The organism is Variovorax paradoxus, from assembly GCA_016806145.1.
GTDB lineage: Bacteria > Pseudomonadota > Gammaproteobacteria > Burkholderiales > Burkholderiaceae_C > Variovorax.
The window spans coordinates 3,557,709-3,575,313 of sequence record CP063166.1; the positions used below are offsets into that span (position 1 = coordinate 3,557,709).

Annotated in this window: 19 protein-coding genes; 14 read left to right on the plus strand and 5 right to left on the minus strand. The window is 71.3% G+C overall.

The window, feature by feature from the left end:
• Positions 1-106 precede the first annotated feature (106 nt).
• On the minus strand, positions 107-748 hold the full coding sequence (locus INQ48_16650) for a DUF1109 domain-containing protein (GenBank protein QRF55060.1): 642 nt from the start codon (positions 746-748) through the stop codon (positions 107-109).
• The gene (locus INQ48_16655) at positions 745-1,323 is read right to left on the minus strand and encodes a sigma-70 family RNA polymerase sigma factor (GenBank protein QRF55061.1); all 579 of its coding nucleotides are present in this window, start codon (positions 1,321-1,323) and stop codon (positions 745-747) included. Before INQ48_16655 ends, INQ48_16650 begins: the two co-directional genes overlap by 4 nt.
• Positions 1,324-1,485: 162 nt before the next feature.
• On the opposite strand from INQ48_16655, the gene INQ48_16660 reads away from it, so the two are divergent.
• The 11 genes from INQ48_16660 to INQ48_16710 all read left to right on the plus strand — a co-directional run bounded on the left by INQ48_16660 (position 1,486) and on the right by INQ48_16710 (position 12,440).
• Entirely contained in the window at positions 1,486-1,917 is a 432-nt protein-coding gene (locus tag INQ48_16660) for a hypothetical protein (GenBank protein QRF60765.1), read from the plus strand.
• Positions 1,918-1,960: 43 nt separating this feature from the next.
• Positions 1,961-2,443, plus strand: coding sequence for a hypothetical protein (locus tag INQ48_16665; protein QRF55062.1), 483 nt, complete (start codon positions 1,961-1,963; stop codon positions 2,441-2,443).
• A 119-nt stretch (positions 2,444-2,562) separates the two neighbouring features.
• Positions 2,563-3,915: a GTP cyclohydrolase II gene (locus INQ48_16670; protein QRF55063.1), complete on the plus strand. Its 1,353-nt coding sequence runs from the start codon at positions 2,563-2,565 to the stop codon at positions 3,913-3,915.
• Complete coding sequence (locus INQ48_16675; GenBank protein QRF55064.1) at positions 3,912-5,321, plus strand: URC4/urg3 family protein; 1,410 nt, start codon at positions 3,912-3,914, stop codon at positions 5,319-5,321. The genes INQ48_16670 and INQ48_16675 overlap by 4 nt, the downstream gene beginning before the upstream one ends.
• 57 nt (positions 5,322-5,378) lie before the next feature.
• Positions 5,379-6,008 carry a uracil phosphoribosyltransferase gene (gene upp / locus INQ48_16680; protein QRF55065.1) on the plus strand — a complete coding sequence of 210 codons (630 nt, stop codon included), beginning with the start codon at positions 5,379-5,381 and terminating at the stop codon, positions 6,006-6,008.
• A 164-nt stretch (positions 6,009-6,172) separates the two neighbouring features.
• A complete protein-coding gene (locus tag INQ48_16685; GenBank protein QRF55066.1) occupies positions 6,173-7,174 on the plus strand; it encodes a BMP family protein in 1,002 nt (333 codons plus the stop codon).
• Positions 7,175-7,182: 8 nt separating this feature from the next.
• The gene (locus tag INQ48_16690) at positions 7,183-8,130 is read left to right on the plus strand and encodes a 5'-methylthioadenosine/S-adenosylhomocysteine nucleosidase (protein ID QRF55067.1); all 948 of its coding nucleotides are present in this window, start codon (positions 7,183-7,185) and stop codon (positions 8,128-8,130) included.
• Positions 8,131-8,162: 32 nt separating this feature from the next.
• Positions 8,163-8,858 (plus strand): alpha/beta hydrolase, encoded by a 696-nt coding sequence (locus INQ48_16695; GenBank protein QRF60766.1) that lies wholly within the window; start codon positions 8,163-8,165, stop codon positions 8,856-8,858.
• Positions 8,855-10,456 (plus strand): ABC transporter ATP-binding protein, encoded by a 1,602-nt coding sequence (locus INQ48_16700; GenBank protein ID QRF55068.1) that lies wholly within the window; start codon positions 8,855-8,857, stop codon positions 10,454-10,456. Before INQ48_16695 ends, INQ48_16700 begins: the two co-directional genes overlap by 4 nt.
• Positions 10,456-11,520 (plus strand): ABC transporter permease, encoded by a 1,065-nt coding sequence (locus INQ48_16705; GenBank protein ID QRF60767.1) that lies wholly within the window; start codon positions 10,456-10,458, stop codon positions 11,518-11,520. The genes INQ48_16700 and INQ48_16705 overlap by 1 nt, the downstream gene beginning before the upstream one ends.
• On the plus strand, positions 11,517-12,440 hold the full coding sequence (locus tag INQ48_16710) for an ABC transporter permease (GenBank protein QRF55069.1): 924 nt from the start codon (positions 11,517-11,519) through the stop codon (positions 12,438-12,440). Before INQ48_16705 ends, INQ48_16710 begins: the two co-directional genes overlap by 4 nt.
• Here the strand turns inward: INQ48_16710 and INQ48_16715 are convergent.
• The gene (locus INQ48_16715) at positions 12,419-13,309 is read right to left on the minus strand and encodes a hypothetical protein (protein QRF55070.1); all 891 of its coding nucleotides are present in this window, start codon (positions 13,307-13,309) and stop codon (positions 12,419-12,421) included. The genes INQ48_16710 and INQ48_16715 overlap by 22 nt on opposite strands.
• Entirely contained in the window at positions 13,306-13,917 is a 612-nt protein-coding gene (gene cysC / locus INQ48_16720; protein ID QRF55071.1) for an adenylyl-sulfate kinase, read from the minus strand. Before cysC ends, INQ48_16715 begins: the two co-directional genes overlap by 4 nt.
• A gap of 102 nt (positions 13,918-14,019) precedes the next feature.
• Between cysC and INQ48_16725 the strand changes: the two genes are divergently transcribed.
• Genes INQ48_16725 through INQ48_16735 form a run of 3 tightly spaced genes read left to right on the plus strand, consistent with a single transcriptional unit; the run spans position 14,020 to position 16,709 of the window.
• On the plus strand, positions 14,020-14,469 hold the full coding sequence (locus INQ48_16725; GenBank protein QRF55072.1) for a hypothetical protein: 450 nt from the start codon (positions 14,020-14,022) through the stop codon (positions 14,467-14,469).
• A gap of 59 nt (positions 14,470-14,528) precedes the next feature.
• Positions 14,529-15,809, plus strand: coding sequence for an amidohydrolase family protein (locus INQ48_16730; protein ID QRF55073.1), 1,281 nt, complete (start codon positions 14,529-14,531; stop codon positions 15,807-15,809).
• A gap of 30 nt (positions 15,810-15,839) precedes the next feature.
• A complete protein-coding gene (locus INQ48_16735; protein ID QRF55074.1) occupies positions 15,840-16,709 on the plus strand; it encodes an alpha/beta hydrolase in 870 nt (289 codons plus the stop codon).
• Here the strand turns inward: INQ48_16735 and INQ48_16740 are convergent.
• Entirely contained in the window at positions 16,706-17,575 is an 870-nt protein-coding gene (locus tag INQ48_16740; GenBank protein ID QRF55075.1) for an NAD-dependent protein deacetylase, read from the minus strand. The genes INQ48_16735 and INQ48_16740 overlap by 4 nt on opposite strands.
• Positions 17,576-17,605 lie beyond the last annotated feature (30 nt).

The window sequence follows — 17,605 nt, forward strand, 5'->3', positions numbered from 1 at the left end:
CGCGACGCGATTGCAATCCTTTCGCTCTTTTCGAACTGTTCAGCGAACGACATTTCGCCGCGGGACAGGGTTTGTCCCAGTGCGGCGTACGAGCGCTCGCAGGCCCCTACCAGCGCAGCAGCCGCGGCCCGAGCAAGGCGCCCACCAGCACCGGCACCGCGATCCCGCTCACGTACCAGACCGCGAGGAACGGCGCCGTGAGCTCCATGCAGTGCAGCGCATAGACGGCCGCGCCCACGCCACCGGCGAGCGCGCCGGCCGCCGCGCCCGCGAGCGCGGGGCGGGTCGGCGCGAGGCTGCGCAGCGCGGCCATGGCGCCGACGAACACCGGCAGCGCCATCACCGCGATGCTCAGGGCGCAGATGCGCCACGACTGGCCCATCAACGAGGGCATGCGCCCTTCCATCGGCGTGTCGAACCAGGCCACCACGGCCAGCGCCCAGACCGCCAGCACCGGCAGCACGGCACCGATCCAGGCCCGGCGCACCGGCACGCCCGGCCGCGCGAGCCGCTGCACCATCACGAAGGCGGCGCCCGCGATCGCCAGCGGGAACAGCAGCTTGACCCAGAACATCGGCCAGAACAGGGCCTGCAGCAGGTCGCGCCGCGGCCCGTATTCGACCAGCAGGATCGCGAGCGACAGCGGCGCGCCGATGGCCAGCGCCAGCCCCAAGCGCCGGCTCGCCGCCTGGCGCGGCACGGCCACCGGCCCGGCGGCGAGCATGGCGACCAGATCGTCGGTCTTCATGCGGCGCTCCCGAAGCGCGCGGCCAATGCCTTGAGCCCGCGGTGGATGCCCACCTTGACCGCCGACTCGGACATGCCCGTGAGGCTGGCGGTCTCGGCCACCGACAGGCCCTCGATCTTCACGTGCACGATCGGCAGGCGCTGGCGCTCGGGCAGGGTCTCGAGCAGGCCGCCGAGATCGCGGCGCGCGTCGCTGGCCTCGATGTCGGAGGCCGCGAACAGGCCCTGTTCATCGTCGATCGGGTCCTGCAGCGCCTCGCGCGAGGACTTGGCGCGCAGCAGGTCGATCATCTTGTAGCGCGCGATCGCATGCACCCAGGCCGTCAGCGGCTGGTCGCTCTGGTAGGTATGGCGCTGGTTGTGCATGGCGAGCAGGCATTCCTGGACGAGGTCTTCCACATCATCGGGCCAGCCGAACAGCCGCCGGCCCAGGAAAGCGCGCAGGTGCGCGCTGAGTCGCTGCAGGAAGTCGCGGTACGCCTTCGCGTCGCCGTCGAGGCCGCGAAGGAAGAGGCTGCGCAGCGCCGCCTCGGCGTCGCTCGTTTGCATCCTGCTGCCTTCGTTGTTTCGTGCCATCGGACCGGCTGGTTACAGCCTCGTCGAAAAAGTTCCGACGGATTGTGCCGCGCCGCCGCAAGGGCCCGCGCGGCCGCGGGCCTTGGCCCTGCCCCGGCGCTCGCTGGACTAAGCTGTTCGCCACCCCCTCAAGGAGCGCCCATGTCGTCCGGCATCGCCCCGGTGTTCAAAGGACTCGTCTCGCATCCGTGGGCCTACCCGGCACTGGAGGCGGTGCACATCGTCGGCATCGCGATGCTGTTCGGCGGCCTGCTGGTGTTCGAGCTGCGCGCGCTGGGCCTGGGCCGCGACCTGCCCGCGGCCCGGCTCGCGCGCCTCACGCTGACGCCCGCGCTGGCGGGCTTCGGCCTGTGCGCCGCCACCGGCCTGGCCATGTTCGCGGGCCAGCCCGGCGAGCTGCTGGCCAACCCGGCCTTCCGCATCAAGCTGCTGCTGATCGCGCTGGCCGGCGCGAACGCGGCGCTGTTCCATGCGCGCGGCGGCTCCGCGCTGCTCGACGGGCCCGCCGCAAAGACCGGACGGCTGCAGTGCCTGTTGTCGCTGGCCTTCTGGCTCGCTGTCATCATCTGCGGGCGCTGGATCGCCTATGCCTGAGCGGGCCCCGGCCCGCTCCCACCCTTCCTCCGAGGAGACCGCCATGCCGCTGCCAAGACGCGCCTTCGTCGCCACTTCGCTGGGCCTCGGCCTGGGCCTCGCGCTGCCGACGCGCGCGCACCATGGCTGGAGCAGCTTCGACCAGGAGCGCCCGCTCTACCTCGAGGGCCGCGCCACCCGCGTGATGTGGCGCAACCCGCATGGCGAGCTCGAACTCGAGCTGCCCGAGAAACCCGCGCTGCCGGCCGACCTGAAGCAGCGCGCGCTGCCGAAGCAAAGCGCCTCGGTCGACGGCCCTGCGCTGCTCGCCAGGGCTCAGTTGCCGACGCGGCGCGACCGCAAGTGGCTGGTCGAGCTCGCGCCGCTCACGCGGCTGTCGGCCTGGGGCGTGGAAGAGATCAAGACCGGCACGCAGCTCGGCGTGCTGGGCTTCACCTTCACCGGCGAGAAAGGCGATGCGGTGCTGCGCGCCGAGTACCTGTTCGTCGACGGCAAGGTCTACGGGCTGCGCTCCTCGCCGGCCTGAGCTTCCTTCCGCGTTTCCTCTCGCGCCCTCCGCCGCGTCGCGCACGCGGCGTTGTCCGTCGTTCCCCGGCTTGCAAGCCATGCGGTCGATCGGTACATTGCATTTTTTGAGGGCCATTCATGTCCGTCGACAGCACTGCGATCCCTTCGTCCTCCGCCTCCCCCGTTCCTCCCGCCGCGCCGGTGCCACCGGTTCCCTCGGCCTCCGCGCTCCCGGTCCAGACCGTCGTCCCCACGCCCAGCGGCCACATCCGGCTGACCTCGCACAGCGGCGGTTTCGGCGCGCTGCCGATCCGCTGGGGCGCGGCCACCGCCACCGAGCGCGGGCCGATCGTCGGCACCACCACCAGGCGCGCGCACCGCAACGTCATCGGCACCCACAGCGGCTCGTACAGCGTGTATCGCGCGCTCGCGGTGGCCGCGGGCGCGCTCAAGCGCGAGCACAAGGCCGACCTCACGAACACCGCGCCCACCGACATCATCGGCCCCTATCCGCAGTGGGGCGAGCCCGGACGCATCGTCTCGCTCGACCCCTGGGGCGCGCTGGTGGCCGATGCCTTCAAGAACGAACTCGCGGCCGGCTACGACATCCGCCCGACCATCGCCATCACCAAGGCGCACGTGATCCTGCCCGAGGTGATCGAGGCGCTGCAAAGCGGCCGCCTCAAGGCCGACGGCCACTTCCTCACGGCCGGCGGCGCCGCGATGGTGACCAAGGCCGCGATCGAGCCCGTCTGGTACCTGCCCGAGGTGGCGCGGCGCTTCGGCTGCTCCGAGACCGACCTGCGCCGCGTGCTGTTCGAGGAAACCGGCGGCATGTACCCCGAGCTGGTCACGCGCTCCGACCTCGAGGTGTTCCTGCCGCCCATCGGCGGGCAGACGCTCTACATCTTCGGCAACCCGCGCGACCTCGCCAATCCGGATGTCGAGCTCACGGCGCGCATCCACGACGAGTGCAACGGCTCCGACGTGTTCGGCTCCGACATCTGCACCTGCCGGCCCTACCTCACGCACGCCATCGAGGAGTGCATCCAGGGCGCGCAGCGCGGCGGCGTCGGCCTCATCGCCTACTCGCGCAAGGAAGGCCGCGCGCTCGGCGAGGTCACCAAGTTCCTGGTCTACAACGCGCGCAAGCGCCAGGTCGGCGGCGACACCGCCGACCAGTACTTCGCGCGCACCGAATGCGTGGCCGGCGTGCAGGACATGCGCTTCCAGGAGCTGATGCCCGACGTCTTCCACTGGCTGGGCATCAAGAAGATCCATCGGCTGGTGTCGATGAGCAACATGAAGTTCGACGCCATCGTCGGCTCGGGCATCGAGATCGGCGAACGCGTGAACATTCCCGACGAACTGATCCCCGCCGATGCGCGCGTCGAGATGGACGCCAAGATGGCCGCCGGCTATTTCACGCCGGGCCCGGTGCCGGACGCGGAGGAACTCAAGAAGGCCAAGGGCCGGGGACTGAACGAATGACGAGCAGCAACAACAATTTTCGCGACCACCTTCCCGTCGACGGCTCGGGCAGCCTGCGGCCCGGCGACGAGGGCCGGGTCGACCCCGCGATCGAGTTCGCGGTCGATGCCGGCCATGCCGCGGGCGCCGCGCGCCTGCTGCGCAGCACCGCCGAAGTGCGCCGTCGCGCCGCGGGCCTGCTGGCGCGCGCGCGCAACGGCGAATCGCGCTGGTTCCGCATCGGCGACGACAACGCGCTCGAGGATGCCGCGCGCACCGTGGCCGAGGTCACGCGCGAGCGCTATCCCTGGGACACCATCCCGTACCACAGCCGCTGGCGCCACTTCGAGGCTGGCGGCATCGACCGCCGGGCCCAGCTCGACGAGCTGCTCGGCGAGGCCGACGCACGCCAGCGCGCGCGCGCCCACATCGACCTGGTGCTGGTCAGCGTGCTGCTCGACGCCGGCGCCGGCCCCGACTGGCACTACACCGAACCGGCCAGCGGCGAGCGCTTCACGCGTTCCGAGGGCCTGGGCGTGGCGAGCTTCCATGCCTTCACCAGCGGCCTGTTCTCCTCCGACCCCGAGCGCCCGCTGCAGGCCGATGCCGCCGGGCTGCGCGGCCTGGTCACCGACCGGCTCGGCGCCGCCTTCCAGGTCAGCGAGGTCAATCCGCTGGTCGGCCTCGCGGGCCGCGCCACGCTGCTGCGCCGGCTCGGCGAGGCGCTGGCCGAGCAGCCCGAGGTGTTCGGCGAGGACGGCCGGCCCGGCAACCTGTTCGACGCGCTGGTCGGCCCCTTCGGCCCGGCCGCGCCGCCCACCGCCGAGATCGGCGCGCACGCGATCCTGTCGCTGCTGCTCGACTCGCTCTCGCGCATCTGGCCCTCGGCCAATGCGGTCGACAGCATCGCGGCCGATGGCAGCGACAACCTCGGCGGCATCGGGTCGGGCGATCCCGCGCTGGCGCTCGGCGACTGCTGGCGCCACAGCGCGGTGCCGGGCCCGGGCCTGACCAACGGCTGGATGCCCTTCCACAAGCTCTCGCAGTGGCTGACCTATTCGCTGCTCGAACCCTTCGAGTGGGCCGGCGTGAAGGTGCGCCACCTCGAGGCCCTGACCGCGCTGCCCGAGTACCGCAACGGCGGCCTGCTGATCGACAGCGGCGTGATCGTGCCCAAGGACGCCGCGCTGCTCGAGCGGCGCTGGAAGGCCGGCGACGAGTTCATCGTCGAATGGCGCGCGCTCACCGTGGCCCTGCTCGACGAACTGGCGCCGCGCGTGCGCAAGGTGCTGGGCCGCAGCGAGGAACAGCTGCCGCTGGCCTGCGTGCTCGAGGGCGGCACCTGGGCCGCAGGCCGGGCACTGGCACAGCGCTTGCGTGACGGTGCACCACCGCTGCAGATCGAGAGCGACGGCACGGTCTTCTAGGTCCCAGTCTCTTAGACTTCCGGGTTTCGCCAACGCAGAACGAATCGAAGAATTCCAATGAGCAACGTCCACCTCCTCGACCACCCCCTCGTCCAGCACAAGCTCACGCTGATGCGCCGCAAGGACGCGTCCACCAACAGCTTCCGCCGGCTCCTCAACGAGATCAGCATGCTCATGGCCTACGAGGTCACGCGCGACATGCCGATGCAGGACGTCGAGGTCGAGACGCCGCTCGAGACCATGCAGGCCAAGGTCATCGACGGCAAGAAGCTGGTGCTGGTGTCGATCCTGCGCGCCGGCACCGGCATCCTGGACGGCATGCTCACCGTGGTGCCCGGCGCGCGTGTCGGCCACATCGGCCTGTACCGCGACCCGAAGACGCTGACCGCGGTCGAGTACTACTTCAAGATGCCCGGCGAGATGGACAGCCGCGACGTGATCGTGGTCGACCCGATGCTGGCCACCGGCAACTCGGCGGTGGCCGCGGTCGAGCGGCTCAAGGAACTCAATCCCAAGTCGATCAAGTTCGTCTGCCTGCTGACCTGCCCCGAGGGCGTGGCGACCATGCAGAAGGCGCACCCCGACGTGCCGATCTACACCGCCGCGATCGACCGCGAACTGAACGACCACGGCTACATCCTGCCGGGCCTCGGCGACGCCGGCGACCGCATCTTCGGCACGAAATAAGGCTCGCCCCCAGGCTGCGCGGCGCTTCGCGCCTCTGTGCCAACCCCCTACCGGGGGCAACACCAGCGGCCCGGCAAAGCCGGTTCCGCGGTGTTTCCCGAAAGGCTTCGGCACGGGCACGCGGATTGCAAGACATTCATTTTCAACACCCGAGGAGAAGCACCGTGACAGCACGCCGCCCCCTGATCGTTCGTTCCATCGCCATCGCCGCGGCCCTCGCGGCCGGCCTTCCCGGCCTCGCGCTCGCGCAGGCCAAGCTCAAGGTGGCGGCGGTCTACACCGTCCCCTTCGAGCAGCAATGGGTGGGCCGCATCCACAAGGCGCTGAAGGCCGCCGAGGCGCGCGGCGAGATCGAGTACAAGGCCACCGAGAACGTCAGCAACGCCGACTACGAGCGCGTGATGCGCGAATACGCCACCGGCGGCAACCAGCTGATCCTCGGCGAGGTGTTCGGCGTCGAGGCCGCGGCGCGCAAGGTCGCCAAGGACTTCCCGAAGGTCGCCTTCCTGATGGGCTCCTCGCTCAAGCCGCAGGCGCCCAACTTCAGCGTGTTCGACAACTACATCCAGGAGCCGGCCTACCTCAGCGGCATGGTCGCCGGCGGCATGACCAAGAGCAACCGCATCGGCATGGTCGGCGGCTTCCCGATCCCCGAGGTCAACCGCCTGATGAACGCCTTCATGGCCGGCGCCAAGGAGACCAATCCCAAGGTCGAGTTCAGCGTGAGCTTCATCAACAGCTGGTTCGACCCGCCCAAGGCCAAGGAAGCGGCCTTCGCGATGATCGACAAGGGCGCCGACATCATGTACGCCGAGCGCTTCGGTGTCTCCGACGCGGCCAAGGAAAAGGGCAAGCTCGCGATCGGTAACGTGATCGACACCCAGGCCCAGTATCCCGACACCGTGGTCGCCTCGGCGCTGTGGAACTTCGAGCCCTCGGCCGACCGCGCGATCAAGCTGGTGAAGGAAGGCAAGTTCGCCGCCGAGGACTACGGCATCTACTCGCAGATGAAGTACAAGGGCTCCGAACTCGCGCCGCTGGGCACCTTCGAGAAGAAAGTGCCGGCCGACATCGTCGCCAAGGTCAAGGCCAAGCAGGCCGACATCCTCGCCGGCAAGTTCACCGTGAAGGTGGACGATGGCCAGCCTAAATCCACGGCGAAATGAGCCGCCCGATGACCCTGCGTTGGCGTTCCCTGCTCGCGGCCGGCGTGCTGGCCCTCGGCCTCGCGGGCTGCGTCGGTGTCTACAAGGGCTCCGGCGTCAGCATCAACAGCGGCACCCGGCTCGACGACACGCCGCGCATTGCGGTCATCTCGGCCTTCGAGCCCGAACTCAAGCTGCTGCTCGCGCGCCTGCAGGGCGCCGCGAAGCACGGCGTGAACGGCGTCGAGTTCACCACCGGCACGCTCGAGGGCAAGCCGGTCGTGCTGTTCCTTTCGGGCATCAGCATGACCAACGCGACCATGAACACGCAGCTCGCGCTCAACCGCTTCCGCGTCACGAACATCGTGTTCAGCGGCATCGCGGGCGGCGTGAATCCTTCGCTGCACGTCGGCGACGTGACGGTGCCGGCCCAGTGGGGCCAGTACCTCGAGGTGCTGATGGCGCGCGAGACCGCGCCCGGCAAGTACGCGGCGCCGCCCTTCATCACCGACGCCACCCTGCCTAACTTCGGCATGATGTTCCCGCGCCCGGTCGAGGTGCGCTCGGCCGCGCGGCCCGGCATCGAGCGCAAGTTCTGGTTCGAGGCCGACCCGAAGATGCTCGAGGTGGCGCGCGGCATCCGCAACGTCGACCTTGCGAGCTGCAGCGCCGGCAAGTGCCTGGCGCGCAAGCCCCAGCTGGTGGTGGGCGGCAACGGCGTCTCGGGCCAGGCCTTCATGGACAACAAGGCCTATCGCGAATACACCTTCAGGACCTTCCAGGCCAACGTGCTCGACATGGAGACCGCGGCCGTGGGCATGGTGGCCTACAGCAATGGCGTGCCCTACATCGCCTTCCGCTCGCTCAGCGACCTGGCCGGCGGCGGCGATGGCGAGAACGAGATGGGCACCTTCATGAACATCGCGGCCGACAACTCCGCGAAGGTCATGCTGGCGTTCCTGGCTGCCTGGAAGTGACGGCGCCGATCCGCCTCGTTCTGCTGCCCGGCATGGATGGCACGGGCGATCTCTTCGAACCGCTGCAGGAAGCCCTCGACCCGCGCACGCGCGTCGACATCGTGCGCTACCCAGGTTCCGGGCCGCAGGGCTACGACGAACTCGAGCCCCGCATCCGCGCGCAACTGCCGGCCGACGAGCCCTTCGTGCTGCTCGGCGAATCCTTCTCGGGCCCGCTCGCCATCGCGATCGCTGCCACGCCGCCGCCTGGCCTGCGCGGCCTCATCCTGTGCTGCAGCTTCGCGCGAGCCCCCGCGCCCGGGCTCGCGCTGCTGCGCGGCGGCCTGCTCGGGCTGGCGATGAAGTTCCTGCATGCGGCACCGCTGCGGGGCCCGATGCAACGCATGCTGCTGGGCCGCGGCGCCGATCCGCGCCTGGGCGCGCAACTGCAGGCCGCGCTCGGCAAGGTCTCGACGGCCGTGATGACGCACCGCCTGCGGGCGGTGCAGCGCGTGAACGTGACCGCGCTGCTGCCCCGCATCCGCGTGCCCGCGCTGTACCTGCAGGCGCTGCAGGATCGGCTGGTGCCCGCGAAGGCGGCCGCGATCATCGAGCGCGCGCTGCCGGCGCTGCGCATCGTCCGGCTCGACGGGCCGCACGGACTGCTGCAGGCCTCGCCCGCCGCGGCGGCTCGTGTCATCGACAATTTCTGCCGCGAGCGCGCCCTGTCCGCGCCCGCCACACCATGAACTCCAACGTGCTCCGGCTCGAAGGCATCACCAAGCGCTTCGGCAGCCTGGTCGCCAACGATGCCATCTCCCTCGACCTGCGCGCCGGCGAAGTGCTGGCGCTGCTCGGCGAGAACGGTGCCGGCAAGTCGACGCTGATGTCGATCCTGTTCGGCCACTACGTCGCCGACGAAGGCCGCATCGAGGTCTTCGGCGCACCGCTCGCGCCCGGCAACCCCAAGGCCGCGCTGACCGCGGGCGTCGGCATGGTGCACCAGCACTTCACGCTGGCCGACAACCTCAGCGTGCTCGACAACGTGACCATGGGCACCGAGCCGCTGTGGCGCCCGCTGTCGCGCCGCGCGGCCGCGCGGGCGCGGCTGCTGGAGGTGGCGCAGCGCTTCGGGCTGCCGGTGCGGCCCGAGGCGACCATCGGCAGCCTGTCGGTGGGCGAGCGCCAGCGCGTCGAAATCCTCAAGGCGCTGTACCGCGGCGCGCGCATCCTGATCCTCGACGAACCCACGGCCGTGCTCACGCCGCAGGAGAGCGAGGCGCTGTTCGCCACGCTCTCGCAGATGGTGGCGCAGGGCCTGTCGGTGATCTTCATCAGCCACAAGCTCGGCGAGGTGCTGCGCGTGTCGCACCGCGTGGCCGTGCTGCGCGGCGGCAAGCTGGTGGCCGAGGCGGCCACGGCCGACACCACGCAGGCGCAGCTCGCGCTCTGGATGGTCGGGCATGCGGTCGAGGCGCCCCAGCGCCGGCCCGCGAAGTCGGTCGGCGACGCGGTCTGCGTGCTCGACCGCGTGAGCACCGCGGCCTCGAGGAGCGGCGGCCAGGACCGGCTGCGCGAGGTGTCGCTGACGCTGCGCGCGGGCGAGATCACCGCGATCGCGGGCGTCTCGGGCAACGGACAGGTGGCGCTCGCCGAGCTGCTGTGCGGCACCCGCCGCGCCACCGCGGGCCGCGCGCAGCTCATGGGCCGCGCCCTGCCGCCCTCGCCCGCGCGGCTGGTGCAGCGCGGCGTGGCGCGCATTCCCGAGGACCGGCATGCGGTCGGCGTGGTCGGCGACCTGCCGGTGTGGGAGAACGCGGTGTCGGAGCGGCTGCGCAGCCCGGTGTTCTCGCGCGGCGCGATGTTCGTGAAGCGCGCGGCCGCGCGGCTGCATGCGCGCCGCATCGAGCAGGCCTTCGACGTGCGCGGCGCCGGCCTGATGGCGCCGGCGCGTTCGCTGTCGGGCGGCAACATGCAGAAGCTGATCCTCGGCCGCGCGCTGCTGCCGCCCGAGCAGCCCGAGCCCGGCCGCGACGAGCAACGCAGGCACCCGACCCAGGCCCCGCGCCTGATCGTCGCGCACCAGCCGACCTGGGGCCTGGACATCGGCGCCGTGGCCTATGTGCAGCAGCAGCTGATCGCCGCGCGCGACGCCGGCGCGGCCGTGCTCGTGATCTCGGACGACCTCGACGAGGTGCTGGCGCTCGGCGACCGCGTGGCGGTGATGCATGGCGGCCACCTGGGCGAGGCACGCGCCGCCTCGGCCTGGACGCGCGAGGCGATCGGCCTGGCGATGGCCGGCGCCACCGCCTCCACCGCCCGCACCGCGAAGGAGGCCACGCCATGATGCGGCTCGAACGACGCCACCAGGCCTCTCGCACCGCGCTGGTCCTGGCGCCCATCGGCGCGGTCGCCTTCACGCTCGCGATCAGCGCGCTGCTGGTGCTGTGGGCCGGCGCGCCCGTGGGCCGCACCTACGCGCTGCTGCTGCAGGGCGGCTTCGGCTCGGTGTTCGCCTGGAGCGAGACCCTCACGCGCGCGATCCCGCTGATCCTCACCGGGCTGGCCGCCACGGTCGCATTCAAGGCGCGGCTGTTCAACATCGGCGCCGAGGGGCAGCTCTACGCGGGCGCGCTGGCCGCGGTCGCCGTGGGCGGCATGCACGGCGGCACCGGCTTCGAGCTGTCGCCCTGGCTGCTGTTCCCGCTGATGATGCTGGCCGCCGCCGTGGCCGGCGCGCTGATGCTGCTGGGCCCGGCGCTGATGAAGAACAGGCTCGGCGTCGACGAGGTCGTGACCACGCTGCTGATCAACTTCATCGTGCTGCTGGGCGTGTCGGCGCTGCTCGACGGGCCGATGAAGGACCCGACCGCCATGGGCTGGCCGCAGAGCGTGTCGCTGCAGTCGGACCTGGAACTCGGCAAGCTGATCGCCCAGACGCGCGTGCACACCGGGCTGCTGTGGGCGGTGTCGCTTGCGGTGATGGTGTGGGCGGTCTTCAAGTACACGGTGCTGGGCTTCGACATCCGCGCCGTCGGCGCCAACGCGCGCGCCGCCGCCTTCGCCGGCGTGCCGGTGACGCGCACCGTGGTCTCGGTGGCGCTGCTGTCGGGCGCGCTGGCCGGGCTGGCGGGCGCGATCGAGGTCGCGGGCCGCACCAGCTACGTCACGCTCGACATGTCGCCCGGCTATGGCTACACCGGCATCGTGATCGCGATGCTGGCCGGCCTGCATCCGCTGGGCGTGATCGCGGCCGGCGTGTTCGTGGCCGGCGTGCTGGTCGGCGCCGACACCATGAGCCGCGCCGTGGGCGTGCCGACCTACATCGCCGACGTGATCGTCGCGGCCTCGCTGATCGCGGTGCTGGTGGCGACCCTGCTGACCCAGTACCGCGTGCGGAGGAGCCGATGACCGACCTGCTCGACATCCTCGCCAACCCTGCCTTCTGGGTCGCGGTGCTGCGCATCGCCACGCCGCTGATCCTCGGCACGCTCGGCGTGCTGCTGTGCGAGCGCGCCGGCGTGCTCAACCTCGGCATCGAGGGGATCATGGTCGCGGGCGCCTTCACCGGCTGGCTCGCCGTGTACCTGGGGGCGCCGCTGTGGGCGGGCGTGGGCATCGCGGCGCTCACGGGCGCCGTGTTCGGGCTGCTGCATGCCTTCCTGACCGTGGGGCTGGCGCTCTCGCAGCATGTGTCGGGGCTGGGCATCACCATGCTCGCGACCGCGCTCAGCTACTTCGGCTACCGCGTGAGCTTCCCGAAGGTCAACACGCCGCCGACCATCGTGCCCTTCGCGCCCATGGAGTGGCTGCACATCCCGGTGCTCGGCGCGCAGACGCCGCTGACCCTGCTCGCGCTGGCGCTGGTGCCCGCGGTGGCCTGGCTGCTCTACCGCACGCCGCTGGGCCTGGCGCTGCGCATGGTCGGCGAGAACCCGCAGGCGGCCGAGAGCCAGGGCGTGTCGGTCGCGGCCACCCGTACCGGCGCCATCGTTGCCGGCTCGGCGCTGATGGGCGTGGCGGGTGCCTTCCTCACGCTGTCGGCCTTCAACGCCTTCTTCTTCAACATGGTCAACGGCCGCGGCTGGATCTGCGTGGCGCTGGTGGTGTTCGCCTCGTGGCGGCCGGGCAAGGCGCTGCTGGGTGCGCTGCTGTTCGCCTTCTTCGACGCGCTGCAGCTTCGCCTGCAGCAGTCGGGCGATGCCTTCCTGCCGTACCAGCTGTACCTGATGCTGCCCTACCTGCTGTCGATCCTCGCGCTGGTGCTCGTGGCCCGCAAGGCCAGCTATCCGCAAGCGCTGATGAAGCCCTACCGCAAGGGCGAGCGCTGAGGCGTGGCGGCCGGCAACGCCGGTTCGCCGCCGCGGCGCAGCCGTTGCACCAGCGCACGCAGCGGCGCGGTGAGGCGCCATGAACGCGAGTTGCGCAGCTCGGCGAGCTGCCGCTCCAGCTGCGCGACGCGGCGGCTCGCGTTGGCCAGCTCGCGCTTGAGCGCGCTGCGGTCCAGCGCGGCATGGTTCGGGAACGCGAGACGCGGCGAGGCCGCGGCCTCGGCGGTCGGCTCGGCCAGTTCCCGTCCCACGCGCACCTTCGAGGGCTCCGCGACGCGGGCATGCGCGCGCAGGGCCGAGGCGCGATCGACACCGTCGCCCAGCGTGGCGCTCAAGGCACCGTAGAGATAGTCCGGGTCCTCGATGAAGCGCGGAAAGTCGAGCAGCACGATCGGCACGTTCCGCTTCACCAGCGCATGCAGCAGCTCGTGGAAACCCAGCGCGAGCAGGCGCGCCTGGTCGATCGGGTTGAGCGAATAGACCACCCCGCCCGCCGTCGTGCCCCAGGTCTCCCATTGCTTGCAGTCGTCGTGCAGGCCGGGCATGGCGTGGCGCGCGCGCAGCTCGTTGACGGTGCGGCTGGCGGCGGCCTCGACGATGCCGCGCATCGGGATCACGACGGCGTCGACCACCGTCTGCGGGTCGGCCAGCACGCGCTCCACGTACTCGAACAGCCAGGGCGACTTGATCACGTAGGGCGCGTCGGGGTCGTCCAGCGGCAGGTCCTCGAGGCCCGCGTTGGCGTCCTCGTCGTAGCCCCGGTACTGGTCGCGCGCGATGTGGGTGTCCAGGCCGCATTCGGCGAGGTACTGCACCAGGAAGGTCGTGCCCGCGCGGCCCGTGCCGGCGATCAGCAGGTGGTGCTTCATGCGCGGGCGCCCAGTGGGGCGACGACCGGCCGCGGCGCCGTGCCGAAGGCCAGCAGCAACGCCTCCACGGCGTCGGCCAGGCGGCAGGCCGAGGTGTCGATGACCAGGTCGGGCGCGACGGGCGGCTCGTAGCTGTCGGAGATGCCGGTGAAGGCCGCGATCTCGTTGCGGCGCGCCCGGGCATAGAGCCCCTTGACGTCGCGCTGCTCGCACAGGGCGAACGGCGCATGCACGTGGATCTCGCGGAAGGCCTCGCCGACGATCTCGCGCGCCATCGCGCGCTGCGCCTGCAGCGGCGTGATGGCCGCGACGATCACCAGCATGCCCTGCCGGCTCAGCAGCCGGGCGACTTCGGCCATGCGGCGGATGTTCTCGCTCCGGTCTTCCTGGCTGAACCCCAGTCCGCGGCTCAGGCCGCCGCGCACCTCGTCGCCGTCGAGAATGACGCTGGCCACCTGCTCGCCCTGCAACCGGGCCCGCAGGCCCTGCGCGAGGGTGGATTTGCCCGCGCCGGAGAGCCCGGTCATCCACATGACGCATGATGGACCGCCGGGATGCCCCGGCAGTGCCAGGACGCCAGGTCCGAAGTCAAGGTCGTCGCGCTTCATTGTTTTCAAAGCGTAAGCGGCACCCCTTCGACTTTTGTCTCTGCAAGGTAAAAAATTCTGAGTAGAGAATTACGACGGTCCGCCATCGCCCTCAACACACCCATGCCGAACCTCCTCCAATCCGCCTCGATCGCCGCCGTGCTCGCATGCGGCGCGGCCGCCCATGCGCTGGGCACCGACTACGGCTACGAACGCTTCCAGACGCCCGATGCGGTCACCTGGGTCCAGCTCTGCGGCACCTGGGGACCGAACCACCAGGGCACCTACCGCGTGGTGCATGCCGAGCAGTACGCGCAGTCCTTTCTCTACGTGCAATGGATGGCGCGCGATGCCAACGGCAGCCTGCAGGCCGCGCACACGGTGGCCATCGCCGAGCTCGACAACGACCATGCCGAGATCGCCCTCAGCGACCTGACCTGCCGCGCCACGCCGCGCGGCATCGTGCTCACGGCCAAGGCCGACTCGGGACACGACGACAAGCTGCGGCGCGTGACCATCGAGGTCGGCCCGGCACCGGGCCAGTACCGCTTCCGGCCGCAGCCCTCGCGCTGAAGCCAGCCAGACGGCCACGCCAGGCCGAATCTCCCCACAACGATCCCCAAGCCCCCACGATGCTCGACCTCCTCGTCACCAACGCCACCCTCCCCGACGGCCGCACCGGCATGTCGATCGCCGTGCAGGACGGCCGCATCGCCGAAGTCACGGCCGGCCTGGCCGCGCCGGCGCACGACACGCTCGATGCCGCCGGCCAGCTGGTCGCGCCGCATTTCGTCGACCCGCATTTCCACATGGACGCCACGCTGAGCTACGGCCTGCCGCGCGTCAACCAGAGCGGCACGCTGCTCGAGGGCATCGCGCTGTGGGGCGAGCTCAAGCCGCTCCTGACGGCCGACGCGCTGATCGAGCGCGCGCTGGCCTATTGCGACTGGGCCGTGGCCAAGGGGCTGCTCGCGGTGCGCTCGCATGTCGACACCAGCGATGCCAGCCTGCTGGCGGTCGATGCGCTGCTCGAGGTCAAGCGCCGCGTGGCGCCGTACCTCGACCTGCAGCTGGTGGCCTTCCCGCAGGACGGCGCGCTGCGCATCCCGGGCGGGCTCGAGAACATCGAGCGCGCGCTCGACAAGGGCGTGGACGTGGTCGGCGGCATCCCGCACTTCGAGCGCACCATGGCCGACGGCGCGACCAGCGTGAAGCGGCTGTGCGAGATCGCGGCCGAGCGCGGCAAGCTGGTCGACATGCACTGCGACGAATCCGACGACCCGCTCTCGCGCCACATCGAGACCCTGGCCTTCGAGACGCAGCGCCTGGGCCTGCAGGGCCGGGTCACGGGCTCGCACTGCACCTCGATGCACTCGATGGACAACTACTACGTGAGCAAGCTGCTGCCGCTGATCGCCGAGGCCGGCGTGAGCGTGGTCTCGAACCCGCTGATCAACATCACGCTGCAGGGCCGCCACGACAGCTACCCCAAGCGCCGCGGCATGACGCGCGTGCCCGAGCTGCTGGCCGCCGGCGTCAACGTCGCCTTCGGCCACGACTGCGTGATGGACCCCTGGTACGGCATGGGCTCGGGCGACATGCTCGAGGTGGCGCACATGGGCCTGCACGTGGCGCAGATGACCAGCCAGGCCGGCATCCACCAGTGCTTCGAGGCGGTGACCACCAACGCCGCGCGCGTGATGCACCTCGAGAACTACGGCCTCGAGGCCGGCCGCGATGCGAGCTTCGTGCTGCTGCAAGCGCGCGATCCGGTCGAGGCGATCCGGCTGCGCGCCACGCGCCTGAAGGTGTTCCGCAAGGGCCGGTTGCTGGCCGAGACGCCGGCGGCGACGGCCTTGCTGCATCTGCCGGGACGCGGCGATGCGACGAGCTGGAGCCTGCCGAAGGCCTGAGCTTTCGCGCCAGCAACGCACACGCCGCCGATGAAACGACTGCTGCCTTTCGGGTTCGCGCTGCTGCTGGCGGCGGTGGGCGCGGCGACGCTGCCGGCGGCCGCGCAACCCGAAGCGGCCGCCGCCGCGCCCGTGGCCGGGGTGCGCCGCATCGCCGACCTGCCCTACGGGCCCGATCCGCGGCAGCGCATGGACGTCTACCTGCCCGCGAACGCCCGCACGGCGCCCGTGCTCGTGATGGTCCACGGCGGTGCCTGGATGTTCGGCGACAAGGCGGCAGCCTCGGTCGTCGACCTCAAGATCGAGCACTGGGTGCGCGAGCAGGGCTTCGTGCTGGTGTCGGTCGGCTACCGCTTCGTGCCGCAGGTCGACGTGGCGCAGCAGGCGCAGGACGTGGCGCGCGCGCTCGCGGCCGTGCAGTCGCAGGCGCCGTCCTGGGGCGGCGATCCGTCCCGCGTGGTGCTCATGGGCCACTCGGCCGGCGCGCACCTGGTCGCGCTGCTGGCGGCCTCCGCGCCGCTGGCGCGGCAACAGGGCGCGCGGCCCTGGCTCGGCACGGTCGCGCTCGACAGCGCCGCGCTCGACACGGCGGCGCTGATGGAGCGGCCCCACCTGCGCTTCTACGACCGCGTGTTCGGCGCCGACCCGGCCTTCTGGCGCCGCGTGTCGCCGACCGAGCAACTCGCGCCGGGCACCGCGCCGCTGCTGCTCGTGTGCTCGACGCAGCGACGCGATGGCTCCTGCGCGCAGGCCCGCGCGTTCGCCGATCGGGTGACCGCGCGCGGTGGCCACGCCGAACTGCTGCCGCAGGACCTGTCGCATGGAGCGATCGATGCGGAACTCGGCCTGCCGAGTGGCTACACCTCGGCGGTGGATGGCTTCATCCGCTCGTTGCGCTAAGCCGTGCGCGATTCGGGCGCCAGCGCCTCGGCCAGGGCCGCGAGCGCCTCGCCCACCGGCCGCTCGACCTTGAGCGCCAGCAGCTCGTCGGCCCGCGTGCGCCCGAGGTTCACCGCCGCCACCGGCTTGCCGGCCGCAGCAGCCGCCTGCACGAAGCGGAAGCCCGAATAGACCATCAGCGACGAGCCCGCCACCAGCACCGCATCGGCGGCCTCGAGCGCCGCAAAGGCCGCGGCGACGCGCTCCCGCGGCACGCTCTCGCCGAAGAACACCACGTCGGGCTTGAGCAGGCCGCCGCAATGCGCGCAGGCCGGCACGTCGAAGGCGGAGAAGTCATGGCCCTCGAGATCGGCGTCGCCGTCGGGTGCCGCGCGCGCCTCGAGCGCGGCCCAGCGCGGATTGCGCGCGCGCAGTTCGCGCTGCAGTTCCGCGCGCGGCATGCGGCGCTCGCAGCCCATGCAGCGCACGGTGTCGATGCGCCCGTGCAGGTCGATGGTGGCGCGGCTGCCGGCGGCCTCGTGCAGGCCGTCGACGTTCTGGGTCAGCAGCAGGCCGACGCGGCCGGCCACCTCGAGCCGCGACAGCGCGTGGTGCGCGGCGCCCGGCCGGGCCAGCGCCATGGTCGGCCAGCCGATCAGGCTGCGCGCCCAGTAGCGGCGACGTGTCGCCTCCTCGCCCATGAAGGCTTGGTAGGTCACGGGCGACGGCCGCTTCCATTCGCCGCGTGCATCGCGGTAGTCGGGGATGCCCGATTCGGTGCTGCAGCCCGCGCCGGTCAGCACGAACAGTTGGCGGTGGCGCGTGGCGAAGTCGGTGAGCGCGGCGGCGGTGGCGTCCATGCGGGGAGCATACGTGGGCCGGGCCATGGCCGTGCGCACGGGGGAAATCGCGGACAG

Coding starts and splice junctions, on each gene's coding strand:
- INQ48_16650 (QRF55060.1), bottom strand. CDS start 748: ATGAAGACCGACGATCTGGTCGCCATGCTCGCCGCCGGGCCGGTGGCC.
- INQ48_16655 (QRF55061.1), bottom strand. CDS start 1,323: ATGGCACGAAACAACGAAGGCAGCAGGATGCAAACGAGCGACGCCGAG.
- INQ48_16665 (QRF55062.1), top strand. CDS start 1,961: ATGCCGCTGCCAAGACGCGCCTTCGTCGCCACTTCGCTGGGCCTCGGC.
- INQ48_16670 (QRF55063.1), top strand. CDS start 2,563: ATGTCCGTCGACAGCACTGCGATCCCTTCGTCCTCCGCCTCCCCCGTT.
- INQ48_16675 (QRF55064.1), top strand. CDS start 3,912: ATGACGAGCAGCAACAACAATTTTCGCGACCACCTTCCCGTCGACGGC.
- upp (QRF55065.1), top strand. CDS start 5,379: ATGAGCAACGTCCACCTCCTCGACCACCCCCTCGTCCAGCACAAGCTC.
- INQ48_16690 (QRF55067.1), top strand. CDS start 7,183: ATGACCCTGCGTTGGCGTTCCCTGCTCGCGGCCGGCGTGCTGGCCCTC.
- INQ48_16695 (QRF60766.1), top strand. CDS start 8,163: ATGGATGGCACGGGCGATCTCTTCGAACCGCTGCAGGAAGCCCTCGAC.
- INQ48_16700 (QRF55068.1), top strand. CDS start 8,855: ATGAACTCCAACGTGCTCCGGCTCGAAGGCATCACCAAGCGCTTCGGC.
- INQ48_16705 (QRF60767.1), top strand. CDS start 10,456: ATGCGGCTCGAACGACGCCACCAGGCCTCTCGCACCGCGCTGGTCCTG.
- INQ48_16710 (QRF55069.1), top strand. CDS start 11,517: ATGACCGACCTGCTCGACATCCTCGCCAACCCTGCCTTCTGGGTCGCG.
- INQ48_16715 (QRF55070.1), bottom strand. CDS start 13,309: ATGAAGCACCACCTGCTGATCGCCGGCACGGGCCGCGCGGGCACGACC.
- cysC (QRF55071.1), bottom strand. CDS start 13,917: ATGAAGCGCGACGACCTTGACTTCGGACCTGGCGTCCTGGCACTGCCG.
- INQ48_16725 (QRF55072.1), top strand. CDS start 14,020: ATGCCGAACCTCCTCCAATCCGCCTCGATCGCCGCCGTGCTCGCATGC.
- INQ48_16730 (QRF55073.1), top strand. CDS start 14,529: ATGCTCGACCTCCTCGTCACCAACGCCACCCTCCCCGACGGCCGCACC.
- INQ48_16735 (QRF55074.1), top strand. CDS start 15,840: ATGAAACGACTGCTGCCTTTCGGGTTCGCGCTGCTGCTGGCGGCGGTG.
- INQ48_16740 (QRF55075.1), bottom strand. CDS start 17,575: ATGGCCCGGCCCACGTATGCTCCCCGCATGGACGCCACCGCCGCCGCG.